The 20,672-nt window shown below is 65.6% G+C and carries 18 protein-coding genes and 2 tRNA genes; 18 read left to right on the top strand and 2 right to left on the bottom strand.

What is annotated here, in order from left to right; all coding sequences use genetic code 11:
* Position 1 precedes the first annotated feature (1 nt).
* The 13 genes from asd to ACYRGX_RS12335 all read left to right on the top strand — a co-directional run bounded on the left by asd (position 2) and on the right by ACYRGX_RS12335 (position 12,973).
* Positions 2 to 1,114 carry an aspartate-semialdehyde dehydrogenase gene (gene asd, locus ACYRGX_RS12275; protein WP_473052755.1) on the top strand — a complete coding sequence of 371 codons (1,113 nt, stop codon included), beginning with the start codon at positions 2 to 4 and terminating at the stop codon, positions 1,112 to 1,114.
* A gap of 293 nt (positions 1,115 to 1,407) precedes the next feature.
* The gene (locus ACYRGX_RS12280; RefSeq protein WP_473052756.1) at positions 1,408 to 3,879 is read left to right on the top strand and encodes a motility hub landmark protein FimV; all 2,472 of its coding nucleotides are present in this window, start codon (positions 1,408 to 1,410) and stop codon (positions 3,877 to 3,879) included.
* A 1-nt stretch (position 3,880) separates the two neighbouring features.
* The gene (truA, locus tag ACYRGX_RS12285) at positions 3,881 to 4,744 is read left to right on the top strand and encodes a tRNA pseudouridine(38-40) synthase TruA (protein ID WP_473052757.1); all 864 of its coding nucleotides are present in this window, start codon (positions 3,881 to 3,883) and stop codon (positions 4,742 to 4,744) included.
* Positions 4,745 to 4,809: 65 nt separating this feature from the next.
* Complete coding sequence (locus ACYRGX_RS12290) at positions 4,810 to 5,430, top strand: phosphoribosylanthranilate isomerase (RefSeq protein ID WP_473052758.1); 621 nt, start codon at positions 4,810 to 4,812, stop codon at positions 5,428 to 5,430.
* A 181-nt stretch (positions 5,431 to 5,611) separates the two neighbouring features.
* Positions 5,612 to 6,508, top strand: coding sequence for an acetyl-CoA carboxylase, carboxyltransferase subunit beta (gene accD / locus ACYRGX_RS12295; RefSeq protein ID WP_473052759.1), 897 nt, complete (start codon positions 5,612 to 5,614; stop codon positions 6,506 to 6,508).
* The gene (gene folC, locus ACYRGX_RS12300) at positions 6,505 to 7,773 is read left to right on the top strand and encodes a bifunctional tetrahydrofolate synthase/dihydrofolate synthase (RefSeq protein WP_473052760.1); all 1,269 of its coding nucleotides are present in this window, start codon (positions 6,505 to 6,507) and stop codon (positions 7,771 to 7,773) included. Before accD ends, folC begins: the two co-directional genes overlap by 4 nt.
* 10 nt (positions 7,774 to 7,783) lie before the next feature.
* Positions 7,784 to 8,422: an SPOR domain-containing protein gene (locus ACYRGX_RS12305; RefSeq protein WP_473052761.1), complete on the top strand. Its 639-nt coding sequence runs from the start codon at positions 7,784 to 7,786 to the stop codon at positions 8,420 to 8,422.
* A 74-nt stretch (positions 8,423 to 8,496) separates the two neighbouring features.
* Positions 8,497 to 9,033, top strand: coding sequence for a CvpA family protein (locus ACYRGX_RS12310; protein WP_473052762.1), 537 nt, complete (start codon positions 8,497 to 8,499; stop codon positions 9,031 to 9,033).
* Positions 9,034 to 9,083: 50 nt separating this feature from the next.
* The gene (gene purF / locus ACYRGX_RS12315) at positions 9,084 to 10,592 is read left to right on the top strand and encodes an amidophosphoribosyltransferase (protein ID WP_473052763.1); all 1,509 of its coding nucleotides are present in this window, start codon (positions 9,084 to 9,086) and stop codon (positions 10,590 to 10,592) included.
* A gap of 88 nt (positions 10,593 to 10,680) precedes the next feature.
* Positions 10,681 to 11,901 (top strand): O-succinylhomoserine sulfhydrylase, encoded by a 1,221-nt coding sequence (locus ACYRGX_RS12320; protein ID WP_473052764.1) that lies wholly within the window; start codon positions 10,681 to 10,683, stop codon positions 11,899 to 11,901.
* Positions 11,898 to 12,680 (top strand): SDR family oxidoreductase, encoded by a 783-nt coding sequence (locus ACYRGX_RS12325; protein ID WP_473052765.1) that lies wholly within the window; start codon positions 11,898 to 11,900, stop codon positions 12,678 to 12,680. The genes ACYRGX_RS12320 and ACYRGX_RS12325 overlap by 4 nt, the downstream gene beginning before the upstream one ends.
* A 123-nt stretch (positions 12,681 to 12,803) precedes the next feature.
* Positions 12,804 to 12,879, top strand: a tRNA-Val gene (locus ACYRGX_RS12330).
* 17 nt (positions 12,880 to 12,896) lie between these two features.
* Positions 12,897 to 12,973, top strand: a tRNA-Asp gene (locus ACYRGX_RS12335).
* Between the two features lie 66 nt (positions 12,974 to 13,039).
* Here ACYRGX_RS12335 and ACYRGX_RS12340 read toward each other — a convergent pair.
* Both ACYRGX_RS12340 and ppsR read right to left on the bottom strand, forming a co-directional pair.
* A complete protein-coding gene (locus ACYRGX_RS12340) occupies positions 13,040 to 14,293 on the bottom strand; it encodes a DUF2254 domain-containing protein (RefSeq protein WP_473052766.1) in 1,254 nt (417 codons plus the stop codon).
* Between the two features lie 108 nt (positions 14,294 to 14,401).
* Positions 14,402 to 15,223, bottom strand: a complete 822-nt coding sequence (ppsR, locus tag ACYRGX_RS12345) for a posphoenolpyruvate synthetase regulatory kinase/phosphorylase PpsR (protein ID WP_473052767.1) — start codon at positions 15,221 to 15,223, stop codon at positions 14,402 to 14,404.
* A gap of 156 nt (positions 15,224 to 15,379) precedes the next feature.
* Here ppsR and ppsA point away from each other — a divergent pair, with 156 nt between their 5' ends.
* The 5 genes from ppsA to ACYRGX_RS12370 all read left to right on the top strand — a co-directional run bounded on the left by ppsA (position 15,380) and on the right by ACYRGX_RS12370 (position 20,670).
* Positions 15,380 to 17,752 carry a phosphoenolpyruvate synthase gene (ppsA, locus tag ACYRGX_RS12350; protein ID WP_473052768.1) on the top strand — a complete coding sequence of 791 codons (2,373 nt, stop codon included), beginning with the start codon at positions 15,380 to 15,382 and terminating at the stop codon, positions 17,750 to 17,752.
* A gap of 65 nt (positions 17,753 to 17,817) precedes the next feature.
* Positions 17,818 to 18,747 carry an alpha/beta fold hydrolase gene (locus ACYRGX_RS12355; RefSeq protein WP_473052769.1) on the top strand — a complete coding sequence of 310 codons (930 nt, stop codon included), beginning with the start codon at positions 17,818 to 17,820 and terminating at the stop codon, positions 18,745 to 18,747.
* 106 nt (positions 18,748 to 18,853) lie between these two features.
* Positions 18,854 to 19,339, top strand: a complete 486-nt coding sequence (gene rraA / locus ACYRGX_RS12360; RefSeq protein ID WP_473052770.1) for a ribonuclease E activity regulator RraA — start codon at positions 18,854 to 18,856, stop codon at positions 19,337 to 19,339.
* The gene (locus tag ACYRGX_RS12365; protein ID WP_473052771.1) at positions 19,340 to 20,341 is read left to right on the top strand and encodes a zinc transporter ZntB; all 1,002 of its coding nucleotides are present in this window, start codon (positions 19,340 to 19,342) and stop codon (positions 20,339 to 20,341) included.
* Between the two features lie 80 nt (positions 20,342 to 20,421).
* Positions 20,422 to 20,670: a CrfX protein gene (locus tag ACYRGX_RS12370; RefSeq protein WP_473052772.1), complete on the top strand. Its 249-nt coding sequence runs from the start codon at positions 20,422 to 20,424 to the stop codon at positions 20,668 to 20,670.
* Positions 20,671 to 20,672: the final 2 nt, after the last annotated feature.

Consider the following 20,672-nt stretch of genomic DNA (forward strand, 5'->3'; position numbering starts at 1 on the left):
GATGAAGCGTGTAGGTCTGATCGGTTGGCGTGGCATGGTGGGTTCCGTGCTCATGCAGCGGATGCTGGAAGAGCGGGACTTCGACCTGATCGAGCCGGTATTCTTCACCACCTCCAACGTCGGCGGGCAGGGTCCCGAGGTCGGCAAGGACACCGCCCCGCTCAAGGATGCGTACAGCATCGATGAGCTGAAAACCCTGGACGTGATCGTTACCTGCCAGGGCGGCGACTATACCCAGGCGGTCTTCCCCAAGCTGCGTGAAGCCGGCTGGCAGGGCTACTGGATCGACGCCGCCTCCAGCCTGCGCATGGAAGACGACGCGGTGATCGTGCTTGATCCGGTCAACCGCCGGGTCATCGACCAGAAGCTCGATGCCGGGGTGAAGAACTACATCGGCGGTAACTGCACCGTCAGCCTGATGCTGATGGGCCTCGGCGGCCTGTTCGAGGCCGGCCTGGTCGACTGGATGAGCGCGATGACCTATCAGGCCGCATCCGGCGCCGGTGCGCAGAACATGCGCGAGCTGATCCGCCAGATGGGGGCCATCGAAGATTCGGTGGCCGATGACCTCGCCGATCCGGCCAGCGCCATCCTGGACATCGACCGCAAGGTCGCCGAAGCCCAGCGTGGCGAAGGCTTCCCGGTCGACAACTTCGGCGTGCCGCTGGCCGGCAGCCTGATTCCCTGGATCGACAAGGAACTGCCCAACGGGCAGAGCCGTGAGGAGTGGAAGGCCCAGGCCGAGACCAACAAGATCCTCGGTCGCTTCAAGAACCCGATTCCGGTGGATGGCATCTGCGTGCGCGTAGGCGCCATGCGCTGCCACAGCCAGGCGCTGACCATCAAGTTGAACAAGGATGTGCCGCTGTCGGACCTCGAAGGCCTGATCAGCAGCCACAACCCCTGGGTCAAGCTGGTGCCCAATCAGCGCGAGATCAGCATGCGGGAGCTGACCCCGACAGCCGTCACCGGCACGCTCAGCGTTCCGGTCGGTCGCCTGCGCAAGCTGAACATGGGCTCCCAGTACCTGGGCGCCTTCACCGTCGGCGACCAGCTGTTGTGGGGTGCTGCCGAGCCCCTGCGGCGCATGCTGCGTATCCTTCTCGAACGCTGATCTTTGCGGGCAGCCCCGTCGCCCCGCGTGGCGAGGGGGCCTGCCACTAAAAAGCCAGCAGTCGTCGGCCTCAACGTCGATTTGCGGCTCACGTCGGATAATTCGACACCAGACCCCGGCCGGAAAACCGTACCGGTGGCGGCCTTGTTGATAAAACACCCATCGTCAAAGATACTTGCGTGATATTCGCGAAGGCTTTTCTAGTTTCGCTATGACGCGCGAGTGCCTCGGTGGAAGCGGGGGCCGTGAATTCGTATCACGGTGTCCGGAATGCATTATCAAGGAATAACGCTATGGTTCGGGTTCGCAAACTGGCGCTGGCGATCGCTGCGGTATCGGCTCTTTCCAGCGGCATGGCGCAAGCGCTGGGGCTGGGGGAAATCACCCTGCGCTCGGCGCTCAATCAGCCGCTCAGTGCCGATATCGAAGTGTTCGATGCCCGCGGCCTGGAGGCGGGTGATCTCAAGCCATTGCTCGCCTCGCCGGAGGAGTTCGGCAAGGCAGGGCTGGAGCGCCCCGCCTTTCTCGGCGACCTGCGCTTCACCGCGAAGATCGGCGCCGATGGCCGTGGCACCATCCATGTCGCGTCCACGCGACCGGTGCGCGAGCCCTACCTGAACTTCCTCGTCGAGGTGCTCTGGCCCAGCGGGCGACTGCTGCGCGAGTACACCATGCTGCTCGATCCGCCGCTCTACTCGCCGCAGGTGGCGGCCGCCGCCGCGCCACAGTTGCCTATCGGTGCGCCGAATGGTGCAGCGGCACCCGCTAACCGCGCGCCCGTAGCCGCCCCCTCGTCGAGCGCCCCGGCGCCGTCAGCGTCAAACAGCGTGGCCCCGCGCAGCTATCGCACCCATCCTAATGACACGCTCTGGGCGATCGCCGAGGATGCCGGCGGCCAGGCACGCGTGCACCAGACCATGCTGGCGATCCAGGATCTGAACCCTGGCGCATTCATCGATGGCAACATCAATCGCCTCAAGTCAGGCCAGGTCCTGCGTCTGCCCGACGATGCGCAGATCCGCCGTCGCAACCGTGGCGAGGCGATCCGTGAGGTCGCGGCGCAAAACGCAGCCTGGCGCCAGGCGCGCCGTGCTCCGGCGCGCCAGCTGGATGCCTCGCCGCGTGATACGCCTGCGCAGGCCGAAACGCCGAGCGAACGCGGGGACAACCTGCGTCTGGTCGCCCCCGACAGCGATGCCGCCAGCGCCGGGCAGGATGGCGACAAGGGTGCGGCCGCGGAGAACGCGCGGCTCAGCGAAGAACTCGCGGTAACGCGTGAGAGCCTGGACACCACGCGCCGCGAGAACGAGGAGCTCAAGAGCCGCCTCAGCGATCTGCAGAGCCAACTGGACAAGCTGCAGCGCCTGATCGAACTCAAGGATCAGCGCATGGCTGAGCTGGAGGCGGGCGCAGGCGCTGGCGCGGTGAGCGAGGCCGAGCAGCCTGAGGCGGACGCAGCACCGCAACCCGAGGCCGAGCAGTCGCCGGCTGAGCCCGCGCCGGTCGCCGAGCCGGCTGAGCCCGATGCGGGGGGCTTGCTGTCGTTGCTGTCCAGCCCAATGATGCTGGCACTGATGGGTGGCAGCATCGTCCTGTTGCTGCTGCTGGCGCTCCTGGTGGTTTCACGGCGGGGCAAGAACCAGGACGCGGTGCGCGATGACTCGCGGAAGGGCGATCTGGATGACGACTTTGCCGATGAGTCCTTGAGCGCCGGTCTGGATGGCGAGGACGACGCTCTGGTCGGAGTCGATCCGCAGCCGGAGGACCCGCTGACCGAGGCCGATCTGCTCGTCGCCTATGGCCGCTTCAGTCAGGCTGCGGAACTGCTCGAGCGCGCCATCGATGCCGAGCCGCAGCGCCGGGATCTGCGCCTGAAGCTTCTGGAGGTCGAGGGCGAGCAGGGCAACCGTCAGGGGTTCGAGCGCCAGGAGCGCGAATTGCGAGACCTGGGTGGTGCGGAAGCGCAGATTGCCGAGGTTCGCGCGCGCTATGCCGGATTGCTCGGTGTGGCGGCAGGGGCTGCGGCCTATGCCGCGACGCAGCACAGCGCTCAGGACGAGGATGACCTGGGGCTGGATGATCTGAACTTCTCCGACCTCGACAGCGCCGCTCCAGAGAGCTCGCCTGCCGCGCAGCCCGAACCGTCGCCCGCAGTGGGCGAACCGGCGTTTCCCAACTTCGATTTCGAGGCTTTGCAGCGTGAATTCGGCGGGCCCGAGGAGACCGAGCCGGAGGCGCCCGCCAGTACGCCGGTGGAGAACGATGACTTCGGCCTGGATTTCGATCTGGGGAATACCGAGAAGCCCCTGCAGGATCACGAGCCGGCCTTCGACGAGACGTTGTTCGATGCGCCCGAAGAACCCGCCACGCCCGCTTCGCGCGATGAGCTGGAAGATGCGTTCGCGGCGCTCGATGATGCTCCGCCGGAAGAGCGCAAGCCCTCGGCGGCAGACGAGCATGAGCTACCGATGGACTTCGACCTGGGGGCGGACGACGACGAGCCGCCCGTCGAGGAGCCTGCGCCAGCAGCGCCGGCCAAACCGGAGCCTACGCCGGCTACCTTCGCGGGCCTCGATGATGACGAGGACGACGATTTCGATTTTCTCGGGGGTACCGACGAAGTCGCCACCAAGCTGGACCTTGCCCAGGCTTACCTGGACATGGGCGACAACGAGGGTGCGCGTGACATCCTCGGCGAGGTACTCGCCGAGGGCAACGAAGAGCAGCAGCAGGCTGCACGTGAACTGATGGAACGCCTGGGCTGAAATGAGTGACGCAATACCGCCGGCGGTGACCGAAGTCGCAGCCGCCGGCTTCTACAGAATCGCCCTGGGTATCGAGTACAAGGGCAGTGCTTTTCGTGGTTTTCAGCGCCAGTTGCCTGGCGTGCCGTCGGTGCAGGCGGCGCTGGAGAAAGCCTTGGGGCGAGTCGCCGGTGGCGAAGCGCTGACCATGATCTGTGCCGGGCGCACCGACGCCTCCGTGCATGCCAGTGGCCAGGTGGTGCATTTCGACACCCGCGTGCAGCGCAGCGAACACGCCTGGATCATGGGGGCCAATGCCAACCTGCCGCCCGGTGTCAGCGTGACCTGGGCTCGCTCGATGCCAGCGGATTTCAATGCGCGCTTCTCCGCCATGGCGCGGCGTTATCGCTATGTGATCTACAACGATCCGATCCGTCCGGCGCATATGGCCGAGGAAGTCACCTGGAACCATCGTCCGCTGGATGCGGGGCGCATGCGTGAAGCCGCGCGGGCGCTGGTCGGTACCCATGACTTCAGCGCCTACCGCGCTACGGCCTGCCAGGCGAAGTCGCCGATCAAGACGGTGCATCACCTTGAAGTGATCGAGCATGGCCGCTTCATCGTGCTGGATATCCGTGCCAATGCCTTCCTGCATCACATGGTGCGCAACATTGCCGGTGTGCTGATGACCATCGGCACGGGTGAGCGCCCGGTGGAGTGGGCGGCGAGCATTCTTGCCGGGCGCCTGCGTCGAGACGGTGGCATCACGGCGCATCCCTACGGGCTTTACCTGGTGAGCGTCGAATATCCGGAGCGTTTCGTTCTGCCGCAGCGCTATCTGGGGCCGCACTTCCTTTCCGGGCTGGACGACTGCGCCGCGCGCTGAGCCGTGCTTGCGATGGACGCGGCTTTTGCTAACATCCCTGTCTCAATTTCAATCGGGACCGCCCCTTGTCCGTCGTGCGTTGCAAAATCTGCGGTATCACCCGCCCGCAAGACGCCCTGGCCGCCGCCGCCGCAGGGGCGGACGCCATCGGCCTGGTCTTCTACGCTCCCAGCCCGCGTGCAGTGAGTCTGGCGCAGGCGCGCGAGATCCTCGCGGTGTTGCCTCCATTCGTGACCACCGTCGGCCTGTTCGTCGATGCGCCGCGCTGCGAAATCGACGAACTGCTCGATGCCCTGCCGCTGGATCTGCTGCAATTCCATGGTGATGAAACGCCGGAAGAGTGCGAACGCTATGCGCGTCCGTACATCAAGGCCCTGCGCATGCGCCCCGGTGAGGACATCGCCGCCCGCGCGGCGACCTACCGGCGTGCCCGCGGAATCCTCCTTGATGCTTACGTGCCGGGCATTCCCGGCGGCACCGGAGAGGCGTTCGACTGGGGCGCTGTGCCGCTGCTGGATAAGCCGCTGATTCTCGCCGGTGGCCTGGAGCCGAGTAACGTCGGAGAGGCGATTGCCCGAGTACAGCCCTTCGCGGTGGACGTGAGTGGTGGTGTTGAGGCAGCCAAGGGGATCAAGGACGAGGCGCGAGTACGCGCCTTCGTGAATGAGGTAAGACGCGCCGGTTAGATGATGTGACGGCGATCCAGTGGACGCCGTCCATAGCTGGTCGAATGCATGGCGCCCGAGCGCGCCGTGCCTTGCGCGAGAGCCCGCTGATGCCGATTGGCACGGGTGTCTCGCTACGAATTCTGGGGCAGTGGCGACTCTCGCTCGACGCTGCCAGGACAAGCTGTGGAGAGCAAAGCGCATGAGCAACTGGCTGGTAGACAAGCTGATCCCTTCGATCATGCGATCGGAAGTGAAGAAGAGTTCCGTGCCCGAAGGGCTCTGGCACAAGTGCCCCTCCTGCGAGGCGGTGCTCTACAAGCCTGAGCTGGAGAAGACCCTCGACGTCTGCCCCAAGTGCGGACATCACATGCGCATCAACGCCCGCCGTCGCCTGGATATCTTCCTCGACGCCGAAGGCCGCGAAGAGATCGGCGCCGATCTGGAGCCGGTGGATCGCCTGAAATTCCGCGATAGCAAGAAATACAAGGACCGCCTGGTCGCCGCGCAGAAGGACACGGGCGAGAAGGATTCGCTGATTGCCATGTCCGGTGCCCTGCTGGGTATGCCGGTGGTCGCCTGCGCCTTCGAGTTCAGCTTCATGGGCGGTTCCATGGGCGCGATCTGTGGCGAACGCTTCGTGCGTGCCGCCAACGTCGCGCTCGAGCAGCGCTGCCCGCTGGTGTGCTTCTCCGCTTCCGGCGGCGCGCGCATGCAGGAAGCGCTGATCTCGTTGATGCAGATGGCCAAGACCTCCGCAGTGCTGGCGCGCATGCGCGAGGAGGGCGTGCCCTTCATCTCCGTGCTGACCGACCCGGTCTACGGCGGCGTTTCCGCCAGTCTGGCGATGCTTGGCGATGTCATCGTTGCCGAGCCCAAGGCGCTGATCGGCTTCGCCGGTCCCCGCGTGATCGAGCAGACCGTGCGCGAGAAGCTGCCTGAAGGCTTCCAGCGCAGCGAGTTCCTGCTCGAACACGGGGCGATCGACATCATCGTGCCGCGCCAGGAACTGCGTAGCCGCCTGGCGCGCCTGCTGGCGCAGTTCAGCGGACTGCCGGCCCCGGTTGCGCCCGCGCAGGTCGCCGCCGAAGCGTCATGAATCCGCGTTCGCTCGAAGCCTGGCTGAGCTATCTCGAACAGCTGCACCCGAATGCCATCGACATGGGGCTCGAGCGCCTGGAAAAAGTCGCCGAGCGCCTTGGTCTGGGACGTCCGGCGCAGCGTGTGGTCACCGTCACAGGCACCAATGGGAAGGGCTCGACCTGCGCTTTCCTCGCCGAACTGCTGGCTGCCCAAGGCCTGCGGGTCGGGGTCTACGCCTCGCCCCACCTGCGTCGCTACAACGAGCGGGTGCGCATCGACGGCCGGGAGGTCGAGGATGCTCAGTTGTGCGAGGCCTTCGCGCGTATCGAAGCGGCGCGTGGCGATATCAGCCTGACCTATTTCGAGTTCGGCACCCTGGCCACCTTCCTGCTGTTCGAGGCGGCGGCGCTGGATTTCGCCGTGCTCGAAGTCGGCCTGGGCGGGCGCCTGGATGCGGTCAATCTGATGGACGCGGACCTGGCGCTGGTGACCAGCATCGGTCTCGATCACGCAGAGTGGCTGGGTGACAGTCGTGAATCCGTGGCGCGGGAAAAGGCGGGCATCTTCCGCGCTGGGCGTCCCGCGCTCTGTGGCGATCCGCAACCGCCAGCGAGCCTGCTGGCGCGCGCCGAGGAGCTGGCCGCGCCGCTGCTGCTTCGCGGTCGTGACTTCGATCTGGAAGAGGGCGATGGGGCGTGGAGCTGGTACGGCCGCGACGCGCGCGGCGCAGCGCTGCGCCTGGAGGGCCTGGCGTTGCTGGACCTGCCGCAGGAAAACGCCGCCCTGGCCTTGCAGGCCTATGCCCTGCTGGATCTGCCCTGGCAGCCGGCCGTGCTCGGCGCTGCGTTGCAGCGTACGCAACTGACCGGGCGCCTGCAGCGGGTGCCGCTGCAGTGGCAGGGCAAGGCGCTGACAGTGCTGCTGGATGTTGGGCATAATCCCCATGCCGCCGAGTACCTCGCCGCGCGCCTGCGTCGCCGACCTCCCGTCGGGCGACGCCTGGCGGTGTTCGGGCTGCTCGCGGACAAGGATCTGGCCGGTGTCGTCGGGCCGTTGTTGCCGTTGATCGAGCGCTGGGCCACGGCCCCGCTGCCGACCTCGCGCACCCGCGCCGGTGAGGCCCTGGCCCTGGCGCTGGAAACACAGGGCGCCCAGACCCAGGCCTACGAAAGCATCGCCGCGGCGCTGGATGCGCAGTGCGAACTGGCCGCCGAGGGCGACGAGATTCTTGTGTTCGGATCCTTCTACTGCGTCGCCGAGGCGCTGGACTGGCTGGCCTGAGAGGAACGCGATGGCAATGCTCGAAACGGGGCTCAAGCAACGCATGGTGGGAGCGCTGGTGCTGGTCGCACTGGCGGTGATCTTCCTGCCGATGCTGCTCAATCGCAGCGATGAGCTGCGGCATGTGAGCGTCGAGGCGCCGAGCATTCCGGCGCAACCGACCGCGCCGACCATCGAGCTGTCGCCGGTGGAGGTGCCCGAGCCCGAAACGGCCCCTGTCGCCGAGCCCGAGCCGTCGGCGGTGGTAGAGACCCCCTCGGAACCCTCCAGCCCCAGCGAACCGCCGCCGATCGCCGCCTTGCCGCTGCCCGAGGCTCCGGCCGCCAATGCGCCCGCCGCGCCTGCCGCGGAGCCTGCGCCCGCAGTCACCGAATCGCAGCCTGACGAGCCGCACTTGGATGCGGCCAGTCTTCCGGTGAGCTGGTCGGTGCAGCTCGCGGCGCTGAGCAATCGTGCCAACGCGGAAGCCTTGCAGAAGACCCTGCGCAGCCAGGGGTACAATGCCTACATCCGCAGCGCCGGCAACATCAACAGGGTGTTCGTCGGGCCGCTGGTCGAGCGCGCCGAGGCCAATCGCTTGCGCGACCAGTTGCAGCGTCAGCACAAGCTCGACGGGCTGGTGGTGCGCTTCGAGCCGGAGCGCGGCTGAGCCATTCCAGCGTGGTTAACCGTCGGCGGCGCTTCTGCTAGAATGCGCCGCCTTTCCCCTTCGCAGGCCGCATCGTGGCATTCACCTGGGTCGACTGGGCGATCATCGCCGTCATTGCCGTTTCCAGCCTGATCAGCTTGAGACGTGGCTTCGTCAAGGAGGCCCTCTCGCTGCTCACCTGGATCATTGCCGGTGCCGTGGCCTGGCTGTTCGGCGGTGCGCTGTCGCAGCACCTGGCCGCGTACATCGAGACGCCCTCGGCACGCGTGATCGCTGCGTGCGCCATTCTTTTCGTCGCGACGCTGCTGGTCGGGGCGCTGATCAACTATCTCATCGGCGAACTGGTGCGCGTGACCGGTCTGTCGGGTACCGATCGTTTTCTCGGCATGGTCTTCGGCGCCGCGCGTGGCGCCTTGCTGGTGGTCGTGCTGGTCGGCCTGGCGAGCCTGGCGCCGTTGCAGCAGGACGCCTGGTGGCAACGTTCCAGCCTGCTGCCACATTTCCTGCTGGTGGCCGACTGGTCGAAGAATCTGATCCTGAACATCGCCGGTCAATGGATGATCGACAGCGCCGCGCCGGCGCAACTGGGCGTCGGTGGTCTGGCGCGTTGAACCGCGGCCCACGAGGCCGTTCTGCTGAATCTTGAGTGAGGTTGCGTCACATGTGTGGCATCGTCGGTATCGTCGGTAAGTCGAACGTCAATCAGTCCCTGTACGACGCGCTTACCGTGCTTCAGCACCGTGGTCAGGACGCCGCGGGAATCGTCACCAGCCATAACGGCCGGCTGTTCCTGCGCAAGGACAATGGCCTGGTGCGCGACGTGTTCCAGCAGCGTCACATGCAGCACCTGGTCGGCAATGTCGGCCTGGGGCACGTGCGCTATCCCACCGCGGGTTCCTCCAGCCCGGCCGAGGCGCAGCCGTTCTACGTCAACTCGCCGTATGGCATCACCCTGGCGCACAACGGCAACCTGACCAACGTCGAGCAGCTCTCCCGCGAAATCTACGAGTCCGACCTGCGCCACGTGAACACCAACTCGGACTCCGAGGTGTTGCTCAACGTGCTGGCCCATGAGTTGGCGGTGCGCGGCAAGCTGCACCCGACCGAGGAAGACGTGTTCGCCGCGGTTTCCCGCGTGCATGAACGCTGCAGTGGCGGTTACGCGGTGGTGGCGATGATCACCGGCTACGGCATCGTCGGCTTCCGCGATCCCCATGGTATTCGTCCGATCGTCTTCGGCCAGCGCCACACCGAGCACGGCGTGGAGTACATGATCGCCTCCGAGAGCGTGGCTCTGGACGTGCTCGGCTTCACCCTGATTCGCGACCTGGCGCCGGGCGAGGCGGTCTACATCAGCGACGACGGTCGCCTGCACACCCGCCAGTGCGCAAAAGACCCGCAGCTCAACCCGTGCATCTTCGAGCACGTCTACCTGGCGCGTCCGGACTCGATCATGGACGGCGTCTCGGTGTACCAGGCGCGCCTGCGCATGGGCGAGAAGCTCGCCGACAAGATCCTCCGGGAGAAGCCCGATCACGACATCGACGTGATCATCCCGATCCCCGACACCAGCCGCACCGCTGCGCTGGAGTTGGCCAATCGCCTGGGCGTGAAATTCCGCGAGGGTTTCGTCAAGAACCGCTATATCGGTCGGACCTTCATCATGCCCGGCCAGGCGGCGCGCAAGAAGTCCGTGCGGCAGAAGCTCAACGCCATCGAGCAGGAATTCCGTGGCAAGAACGTGATGCTGGTGGACGACTCCATCGTGCGCGGCACCACCTGCAAGCAGATCATCCAGATGGCCCGCGAGGCCGGCGCGAAGAACGTCTACTTCTGCTCCGCCGCACCCGCGGTGCGCTACCCCAACGTCTACGGCATCGACATGCCGAGCCCCCACGAGCTGATCGCCCATAACCGGACCACCGATGATGTGGCACAGCTGATCGGCGCCGACTGGCTGCTCTACCAGGACCTGGAAGATCTGGAAGCCGCGGTGCGCGAGGGCAACGCCGCGATCGGTCGTTTCGACGCTGCGGTGTTCGATGGTGACTACATCACCGGCGATGTCAGCCAGGTCTACCTGACGCGCATCGACCAGGCGCGTAACGATGCCAGCAAGGCCAAGGGCGAGATGATGGCCAGCGAGATCATCGACCTGCGCAACAACTGAGGGGCCGCAGGCCCAGCTCCCGGCCGTCGGGCCGGGAAAATCTATACCTGCCGGCGCCAGCCGCGCCGGCCATCACGAGGTAACAGCGATGACCGAGGAATGGCAGGCCGGGCGCCTGGACAGCGATCTACAGGACGCGGGCTTCGATACCCTGGCGGTACGTGCCGGCCAGCAACGCACGCCGGAGGGTGAGCACGGCGAGCCGTTGTTCTTCACCTCCAGCTACGTGTTCCGCACAGCGGCTGATGCCGCCGCGCGCTTCGGTGGGCAGGTGCCGGGCAACGTCTACTCGCGCTACACCAACCCCACCGTCCGCGTGTTCGAAGAGCGCATGGCGGCGCTCGAGGGCGCCGAGCAGGCCGTGGCCACCGCCTCGGGGATGTCGGCGATCCTCGCGCTGGTGATGAGCCTGTGCAGCGCGGGCGATCACGTGCTGGTCTCGCAGAGCGTGTTCGGCTCGACCATCAGCCTGTTCGAGAAATACCTCAAGCGCTTCGGCGTGCAGGTGGACTATCCGCCGTTGGCCGATCTGGATGGCTGGCGTGCGGCGCTCAAGCCCAACACCAAGTTGCTGTTCGTCGAGTCGCCGTCCAATCCGCTGGCCGAACTGGTGGACATCGCCGCGCTGGCCGACATCGCCCATGAGGCCGGTGCGTTGCTGGCGGTGGACAACTGCTTCTGCACGCCGGCATTGCAACAGCCGCTCAAGCTCGGTGCCGATGTGGTGGTGCACTCGGCGACCAAGTACATCGATGGGCAGGGCCGCTGCCTGGGCGGCGTGGTCGCCGGTCGCGCGGAGCTGATGAAGGAGCTGGTCGGTTTCCTGCGTACCGCAGGGCCCACGCTGAGCCCGTTCAACGCCTGGGTGTTCCTCAAGGGCCTGGAGACGCTACGTATCCGCATGCAGGCGCACAGCGCCTCCGCGCTGGAGTTGGCGCGCTGGCTGGAAGGGCAGTCGGGGATTCGTCGGGTGCATTACGCCGGCCTGGAAAGCCATCCGCAGCATGCGCTCGCCAAGCGCCAGCAATCGGCATTCGGCGCGGTACTGAGCTTCGAGGTCGAAGGCGGCAAGGAAGGCGCCTGGCGTTTCATCGATGCCACCCGGATGATTTCCATCACTACCAATCTGGGCGATACCAAAAGCACCATCGCGCACCCGGCAACCACTTCCCACGGCCGCCTGAGCCCCGAGGAGCGTGCGCGCGCGGGCATCGGTGACGACCTGGTGCGCGTTGCTGTCGGCCTCGAGGATGTCGAAGACCTCAAGGCCGACCTCGCTCGCGGTTTGAGCGCCTTGGCGTCGGTATGAGTGAGGGGCTGCAACTCGAACTCGGTGCGCGTCCGACGGGGCGCGTAGCGCTGGTCACCGGCGCGGCGCGCGGCATCGGTCTGGGTATCTCGGCCTGGCTGCTGGCCGAAGGCTGGCAGGTGGTGCTCGCCGACCGTGACCGTGCGCGCGGCTCGCGAGTGGCCAAGGCGCTGGGCGAGGGCGCCTGGTTCGTCGCCCTCGATGTGGCCGACGAGGCACAGGTGTCCACGGCGCTGGCGGAAGTCGTCGGGCAGTTCGGCCGGCTCGATGCATTGGTCAACAATGCCGGGCACGCCGATCCCTACAACGCGCCGCTGGAGCGCTTGAGCCTGACCCAGTGGAATCGTGTGCTGGCGACCAATCTCACCGGTGCGATGCTGATGAGCAAGCACGCGGCGCGCTACTTGCGCGCCCATGGCGGCAGCATCGTCAACATCGCCTCGACCCGCGCGCAGCAGAGTGAGGCGGACAGCGAAGCCTATTCGGCGAGCAAGGCCGGCTTGCTCGGCCTGACGCGGGCGCTGGCGGTCAGTCTCGGTCCGGAGGTGCGCGTCAATGCGCTGAGCCCCGGCTGGATCGATGCCCGCGATCCTTCGCAGCGACGTGCCGATCCACTTTCGCCCAGCGACCATGCCCAGCATCCGGTAGGGCGGGTTGGCGAGGTGGAGGACGTCGCGGCGCTGGTCGCTTGGCTACTGTCTTCCCAGGCGGGATTCGTCACCGGCGAGGAGTTCGTCGTCGATGGCGGCATGACCCGCAAGATGATCTACGCGGAGTGATCCGTGGGCGCCTCGAAAAAAAACGCTCGACGCTGCGAAATCGATGTTTTTGAAGAATTTTTTTCGAAACGCTGTTGACGCTTTCGGGCAACCTGCGTAAAGTTCGCGGCCTCGCAAGGCGATGGCTGATTAGCTCAGCTGGGAGAGCACCTGCATCACACGCAGGGGGTCGGCGGTTCGATCCCGTCATCAGCCACCATTACCTTGAGAGCCGACGCAGCGGTAGTTCAGTCGGTTAGAATACCGGCCTGTCACGCCGGGGGTCGCGGGTTCGAGTCCCGTCCGCTGCGCCATATCACTCTCGTCAGAGAGACAAGAAAGCTGCCCTAGGCAGCTTTTTTTGTGCCCGTAGAATTTCCTTATTCGACCTCGATCTCACGCAGTCGCGCCCGTTCGTGCTCTTGCGTCAGCGCCTGCTCGGCGCGCGACAGTGCCAGGCGCGCCTGGTGGCGGGCGGCGTTGCGAAATCCGCCCTCGCCCAGGCGTGCCAGCGCCTGCAGTGCCTTGCGCAGGCGCAGTTGGACTTCGACGTGTCCCGCGCCGTCGCGGGCCAGCAGCCAGAAGGCGTCCTCGAACAGATCTTCGTCCTGCAGGCTGCGCACCCAGATGCGGGGGTAGCTGGCGGTTGGCGTGGGCTTCTCGCTGCCCTGGGCCCACTGGGCGAGCAGGCGCGTGGAGCGGCCAATGACATCGATCGCCGTGCCCGCGTCGTTCACCGCTGGGGAGAGTGCTCGCGAGGCGATCTCCGAGAGCACCGCCAGGCCGAAGCGAGGGTCCTGATCGAAGCTGCGTTCCCGCTCGATGGTGAAAGCAGCGCACAGGGTCTGCAGGACCGCTTCGCTGTCGGCGAGTCCGTGGGGAAGCGTCAGCCAGGCCAGTGGCGTGTCCGGGTAGACGAAGGCGCCGGGCAGGCACTCCACGAAGACTTCCAGTTCGTTGGCCTCGGCACATTGCTGCAGGGCGGCGGTGTCCAGGTGTTGGATGTAGCCGATGCGTGAGCCTCGCAGCGCTATCGCGCCGGGGGGTGGGTCCAGGGTGTCGCGCGGCACCCCGCCGAGCCAAGGGTGTTCCAGGCGCTGCTGCATGGCCCGGGCCGTGGCCTGCTCGACCTTCAGCGTTGTCTCGCCAACCCGTCCCAGTCGCGTGAGATGGTCGATCCAGCGCAGCAGCGAGATCACCACCAGCGCCAGTACGCCCAGGGTGATGAGAAACAGCACGGCACGTCCGCGCTCGCCGTAGGCTTCGGTTTTCAGCGCCACGATGCCGACGATGGCGAACAGGAACGAGCCGACGAAGGTGGAGAGCACGTTCTGCGAGGTGCGGTCCTCCACCAGTAGGCGGGTCGCCCGAGGGGTGACGTTGCTGGTGGCCGAGCCGTAGGCCGAGGTCATCACGCTCAGGCTGAAGGTGGTCACCGCGAGCATGCTGGAGGCGAGGATGTTGAGGATGCCGTCGACCGCTTCGGAGCCGATGAGGGCCGGCAGCTTCCACGGAACCAGGTACTCGGCGCCGGTGGCGAGAACCGCGGCGACAATGCCCAGGAAGCCGATGAGACTGGCCCGTAGCCAGAGGCGGCGAGTCATTTGAGCGAGAATCCAGCGCCAGCGTGGCATCGTTGCTCCTGCGGTCGAGTGATCGAGACTCTGGTAGAGCGGAGCTTGCCGCCCATGCCGCATCGGTCCGCCCGGCTTTGACCGGCGCAGACCGGGATTGGTGCTGTGCTATTTCTTCAATCGGCGTTCGACGCCTTTTTCCACGAGAATCTTGGCGGAGATTTCCTCCACCGAGAAGTGCGTGGTGTTGAGGTAGGGGATGTTATCGCGGCGAAACAACTGCTCCACCTCGCGCACCTCGAACTCGCACTGGGCAAAGCTCGAGTAACGGCTGTTGGGACGTCGCTCGTGGCGAATCGCGGCGAGTCGGTCGACGTCGATGGTCAGGCCGAACAGCTTGTGCCGATAAGGCTTCAGCGCCGCGGGCATTTGCAGGCGCTCCATGTCTTCTTCGGTGAGCGGGTAGTTTGCCGCGCGGATGCCATACTGCATGGCCATGTACAGGCAGGTTGGCGTCTTGCCGCAGCGCGATACGCCGACCAGGATCAGATCCGCCTTGTCGTAGTACTGGGTGCGCGCGCCGTCATCGTTGTCCAGGGCGAAGTTCACCGCTTCGATGCGCTCCATGTACTGGGCGCTGTGAGCGATGGAGTGGGATTTGCCGACGGTGTAGGAGGATTGCGCGGTGAGCTCGTGTTCCAGTGGGGCAAGGAAGGTCGAGAAGATGTCGATCATGAAACCATTGGATTTCGCCAGGACGTCACGAATTTCCTGGTTGACGATGGTGTCGAAGATGATCGGGCGGGCGCCGTCGCTTTCTTCCGCGGCGTTGATCTGCCCGACGATGGCGCGCGCCTTGTCGACATTGTCGACATAAGGTCGCACCAATTTGCGGAATTCGATGTTCTCGAACTGCGCCAGAAGGCTCTGTCCGAGCGTCTCCGCGGTGATACCGGTACCGTCGGAGACGAAGAAGGCCGTTCGTTTCATGCGGGCAGCCCTTAAGGTAGGAACGATTCTTGGCTATGATGTGGGCCGCTTGGCCGACCCTCGTGGCGGCATTGTCACCGATTTCTCCAGCCCCGCCCAGTCGCGCGGGGCGATCGCGACAGGCGCCCTGGCATAACAATCATTGGAGGCAGCACCTTGGTTGAGTACGTAGTTTCCCTCGAAAAGCTCGGCAATCACGACGTCGAGCGGGTAGGGGGCAAGAACGCCTCCCTGGGCGAGATGATCAGCAATCTCGCCGGTGCCGGCGTCTCCGTGCCCGGTGGCTTCGCGACCACCGCCCAGGCCTACCGTGACTTCCTCGAGCAGAGCGGATTGAACCAGCGCATCCACGATGCCCTGGATGCACTGGACGTGGACGACGTCGCGGCATTGGCCAAGACCGGTGCGCAGATTCGCCAGTGGGTGATGGATGCCGAGCTGCCCAGCCAGCTCGACAGCGACATCCGCAAGGCCTTTGCCGAGATGTCCGCTGGCAACGACAACATGGCCGTGGCCGTGCGCTCCTCGGCGACCGCCGAAGACCTGCCGGACGCCTCCTTTGCCGGTCAGCAGGAGACCTTCCTGAACATTCGCGGCGTGGACAACGTGATCCGCGCCGCCAAGGAAGTTTTCGCCTCGCTGTTCAACGATCGCGCCATCGCCTACCGCGTTCACCAGGGTTTCGACCACAAGCTGGTCGCGCTCTCGGCCGGTGTGCAGCGCATGGTGCGCTCGGAAACCGGGACCGCCGGGGTGATGTTCACCCTCGATACCGAGTCCGGTTTCCGTGACGTCGTGTTCGTCACCGGTGCCTATGGTCTGGGCGAAACGGTGGTGCAGGGTGCGGTGAACCCGGATGAGTTCTACGTGCACAAGCCCACGTTGGAAGCGGGGCGCCCGGCGATCCTGCGCCGCAACCTGGGCAGCAAGGCGATCAAGATGGTCTATGGCGAAGAAGCCAAGGCCGGCAAGTCGGTCAAGACGGTCGACGTCGACCGCGCCGACCGCGCGCGCTTCGCGCTCTCCGACGAAGAGGTCAGCAACCTGGCACGCCAGGCGGTGATCATCGAGAAGCACTATGGTCGCCCGATGGACATCGAATGGGCGAAGGATGGCGACGACGGTCAGCTGTACATCGTGCAGGCACGCCCGGAGACCGTGAAGAGCCGTTCCAGCGCCACGGTGATGGAGCGCTACCTGCTCAAGGAAAAAGGCAAGGTGCTGGTGGAGGGCCGCGCCATCGGCCAGCGCATCGGCGCCGGTCCGGTCAAGGTCATCCACGATGTTTCCGAGATGGACAAGGTCCAGCCTGGCGACGTGTTGGTCTCGGACATGACCGACCCTGACTGGGAGCCGGTGATGAAGCGCGCCAGCGCCATCGTCACCAACCGCGGTGGGCGCACCTGCCATGCGGCGATCATCGCCCGCGAACTGGGTATCCCGGCGGTGGTGGGTTGCGGAAACGCGACCACCGCGCTGGAAGACGGCCAGCGGGTCACCGTGTCCTGCGCCGAGGGCGATACCGGCTTCATCTTCGAGGGCGAACTGGGCTTCGACATCAAGACCAACTCGGTCGATGCCATGCCCGACCTGCCGTTCAAGATCATGATGAACGTCGGCAACCCCGATCGTGCCTTCGACTTCTGCCAACTGCCCAACGCCGGTGTCGGCCTGGCGCGGCTGGAGTTCATCATCAACCGCATGATCGGCGTGCATCCCAAGGCGCTGCTGAACTACGCGAGCCTGCCGACCGAGATCAAGGAAAGCGTCGACAAGCGCATCGCCGGCTACGGCGATCCGGTGGACTTCTACGTCGAGAAGCTGGTCGAGGGCGTCAGCACCCTGGCCGCCGCGTTCTGGCCGAAGAAAGTCATCGTGCGCCTGTCGGACTTCAAGTCCAACGAGTACGCCAACCTCATCGGCGGCAAGCTCTACGAGCCCGAGGAAGAGAACCCGATGCTCGGCTTCCGCGGTGCCTCGCGCTACATCAGCGAGTCGTTCCGCGATTGCTTCGAGCTCGAGTGCCGGGCGATGAAGAAGGTCCGCGATGTCATGGGCCTGACCAACGTCGAGCTGATGGTGCCGTTCGTGCGTACCGTCGGCGAGGCGCAGCAGGTGGTTGAGCTGTTGTCCCAGTACGGACTCAAGCGGGGCGAGAATGGCCTGCGCGTGATCATGATGTGCGAGCTGCCGTCCAATGCGCTGCTGGCCGATGAGTTCCTGGAGCACTTCGACGGCTTCTCCATCGGCTCCAACGACATGACCCAGCTGGCGCTGGGCCTGGACCGGGACTCCGGGATCATCGCCCATCTGTTCGACGAGCGTAACGCCGCGGTGAAGAAGCTGCTCGCCAGCGCCATCGCCGCCTGCAACGCCGCGGGCAAGTACATCGGCATCTGTGGTCAGGGCCCGTCGGACCATCCGGATCTGGCCAAGTGGCTGATGGAGCAGGGTATCGAGAGTGTTTCGCTCAACCCTGACTCGGTGCTCGATACCTGGTTCTTCCTTGCCGAGAGCCATCCCTCCTAAGCGTCATCGCAAGCAGGAATAGAAGGGCGGGAAGGCATTCCCGCCCTTTTTCGTGAAGGAACGTCATGCGCAGCAGTAGCGAGATTTTTCCCGTCGCCTTGCTCTCCGCGGAGATTCGCGGAGAGCTCACCGAGGACGTCTATCTCCTCAACCCACGCCATCCCCGTGACCCCAGCGTACGGCTGGCGCTGACCCGTCTGGGGCGACGCGAACAGGGCGTCGGCGGGCAGCCAGTGGTGTTATTGCATGGCGAGCATGGCAACCGGCGCAGTTGGTACAGTGCCAGTGGCAGCGGTCTGGCCGCATTGCTGGCGCAGGCGGGGTATGACGCCTGGTTGGTGGAGCGCCGTGGCCACGGTTTGTCGCCGCGCAACCAGGATTATGCGCGTCACGATGCCAGTGACTGCGCGGCCCATGATCTGCCTGCCGTCGAGGCGTTCATCAACGAACAGAACCCGCGTCCTGCCCATTGGCTTGGCCACGGGCTGGGCGGGCTGTTACTCGCCATGGCGTTGGGCGGAGGCTGTCTGGACCCACGCCGGTTGGCCTCGTTGACGCTGCTCGATAGCGGCCTGGCCAGGCCGGGGTTGCTGGCGCGCAGCCTGCCGGCGCGCTGGCAGGGGTGGGAGCGCCAGGTGGTCTCTGCGCGCGGGCGAGCCCCCGAGGAGGAAGCGCCGGGGATCTTGCAGGAGCTGCGTGGTTGGACCGGGCTGTTTCCGCGTTTTGGTGAACTCGACTGGTGGCGCGGCCTCGAACGCCTGCAGTTGCCGGTTCTGGCCTTGGCCGGGTCGGAGCGCGAGGCGGCCGTCAAGCGCCTGCTGGCGCGTTTCTCTGCGTGCTCCGTGCGTTTCCAGCGTCTTGCCGAGGCCCAGCGGGTGCCGCCGTTCACCGCCGACCTGGCGCAATTACTGGAGGCCTGGTTCCAGGCGCCGGCAGAGGCCAAGTCCTGCGAGACGGCGGGCGAGACGATTCCGTTGGAGGCCGCTTGCGGCTAGTATATGACGCCCGAATCTATTCGAGTCATTTTTAGCGCCGCATGCGATGACGCGTTATCGTGTCGGTGCCGTCGTGGTCACGCCCTTCAACCCGAGGAGACCTGCCATGCAATACGTCACGCCCGATTTGTGCGATGCCTATCCCGATGTTCAGGTAGTCGAGCCGTTGTTCAGCAACTTCGGCGGCCGCGATTCCTTCGGTGGCCGCATGGTCACGCTCAAATGCTTCGAAGACAACTCGCTGGTCAAGGAGCAGGTCGAACTCCCCGGCCAGGGCAAGGTGCTGGTGGTCGACGGCGGTGGCTCGCTGCGCTGTGCGCTGCTGGGCGACATGCTGGCGGAAAAGGCCGCGAAGAACGGCTGGGAAGGCATCGTGGTTTACGGTTGCATTCGTGACGTGGACATCGTCGCGCAGACCGACCTCGGTGTGCAGGCGCTTGCCAGTCACCCGCGCAAGAGCAACAAGCGCGGCGTCGGCGAGCTCGACCTGGTACTGAATTTCGCCGGCGTGACGTTCCGCCCAGGCGAGTATCTGTATGCGGACAACAACGGCATCGTGGTTTCTGCCAGCGAACTGGAGATGCCCGAGTAGATGCCGGCAAGCAGCGATAGCCCCACCACGGGCGGGTTGGTCCATGCGTTCGTCCTGGATGGCCAGGGCGGCGCCCGACGTATCGAGCGCGAGGCGCTCGACGGTCTGCAACTGGCCCCCGCCGAAAGCCTCTGGGCCCACTGGGACCGGGGCTATCCCGAGGCGCAGCGCTGGTTGCGCGAATCCAGCGGACTGAACGGCTTCGCCTGTGACCTGCTGCTGGAGGAGAACACCCGACCGCGATTGTTGCCGCAGCCAGGGCACGAGTTGCTGGTGTTCATGCGCGGTATCAACCTCAACCCCGGCGCCGAGCCGGAGGACATGGTCTCGCTGCGCGTGCATGCCGATGCCAAGCGGCTGATTTCCCTACGTCTGCGCCCGCTGCGCTCGATCAACGAAGTCATCGCCCTGCTGGAGCAGGGACGCGGACCGCGGACGAGCTCCGAGCTGCTGCTGCAATTGGCGGAGAGCCTTTCCGATCGCCTCGACGATGTACTGGTGGAGCTGGGGGAGCAGGTCGATGCGCAGGAGGAGGCAGCGGAAAGCGAGTCGCCCCATGAGCTCGATCACGGCCTGTTGCTGGAGTTGCGCCAGCGTTCGGCGGCGCTGCGCCGCTTCCTCGCGCCCCAGCGCGATCTGTTCGCGCAACTGGCGCGTCAGGCGATGCCATGGTTCGTTGCGGACGACGGCGACTACTGGAACGAATTGAACAACCGCCTGGTGCGTTATCTCGAGGAGCTCGAACTGGTCCGCGAGCGGGTCGCCCTGCTGCTCGATGCGGAGCAGCAGCGCCTGGCCGAGCGGACCAACCGGACCATCTACCTGCTGACGTTGATTACGGCGTTCTTCCTGCCGCTGAGCTTCCTGACCGGGCTGCTGGGTATCAACGTGGGGGGGATTCCGGGCGCGGACAACAGCTCCAGCTTCACCATCGTCTGCCTGTCCATGTTAGCGATCGCGGTGTTGCAGTTGATTGTCTTCCGCCGGCTGCGCTGGTTGTAATGTGACGGCGGTGCAGGGGGCGGCGTCTACCACAGGTCAGGCGCTCTGCTCAGGGTGCCGCGCAGAGAAACGGAGGGGGCATGCAGGATCCATTCGAACAGTCGTTGCGTGACCTCTTGCGTGAGGCACCCGAGGGGCGTGACGACCACGCCTTTCTAGACCGTGTATTGAAGAAGGCGAATCGCCAGGTGGGCGCCGGCGATCTGTTCGGTCTCATGGGGCGCTGGGCCGAGGCGTTGCTGATCGCCGTCGAGCAGGGCTCGCCGAACGTGGCGCCGCGCCGCCGTGGACCTTCCTCCACCCACCCGAACGCCAAAGAGGCCGACTGAGC

The organism is Pseudomonas sp. R4-15, assembly GCF_055768815.1.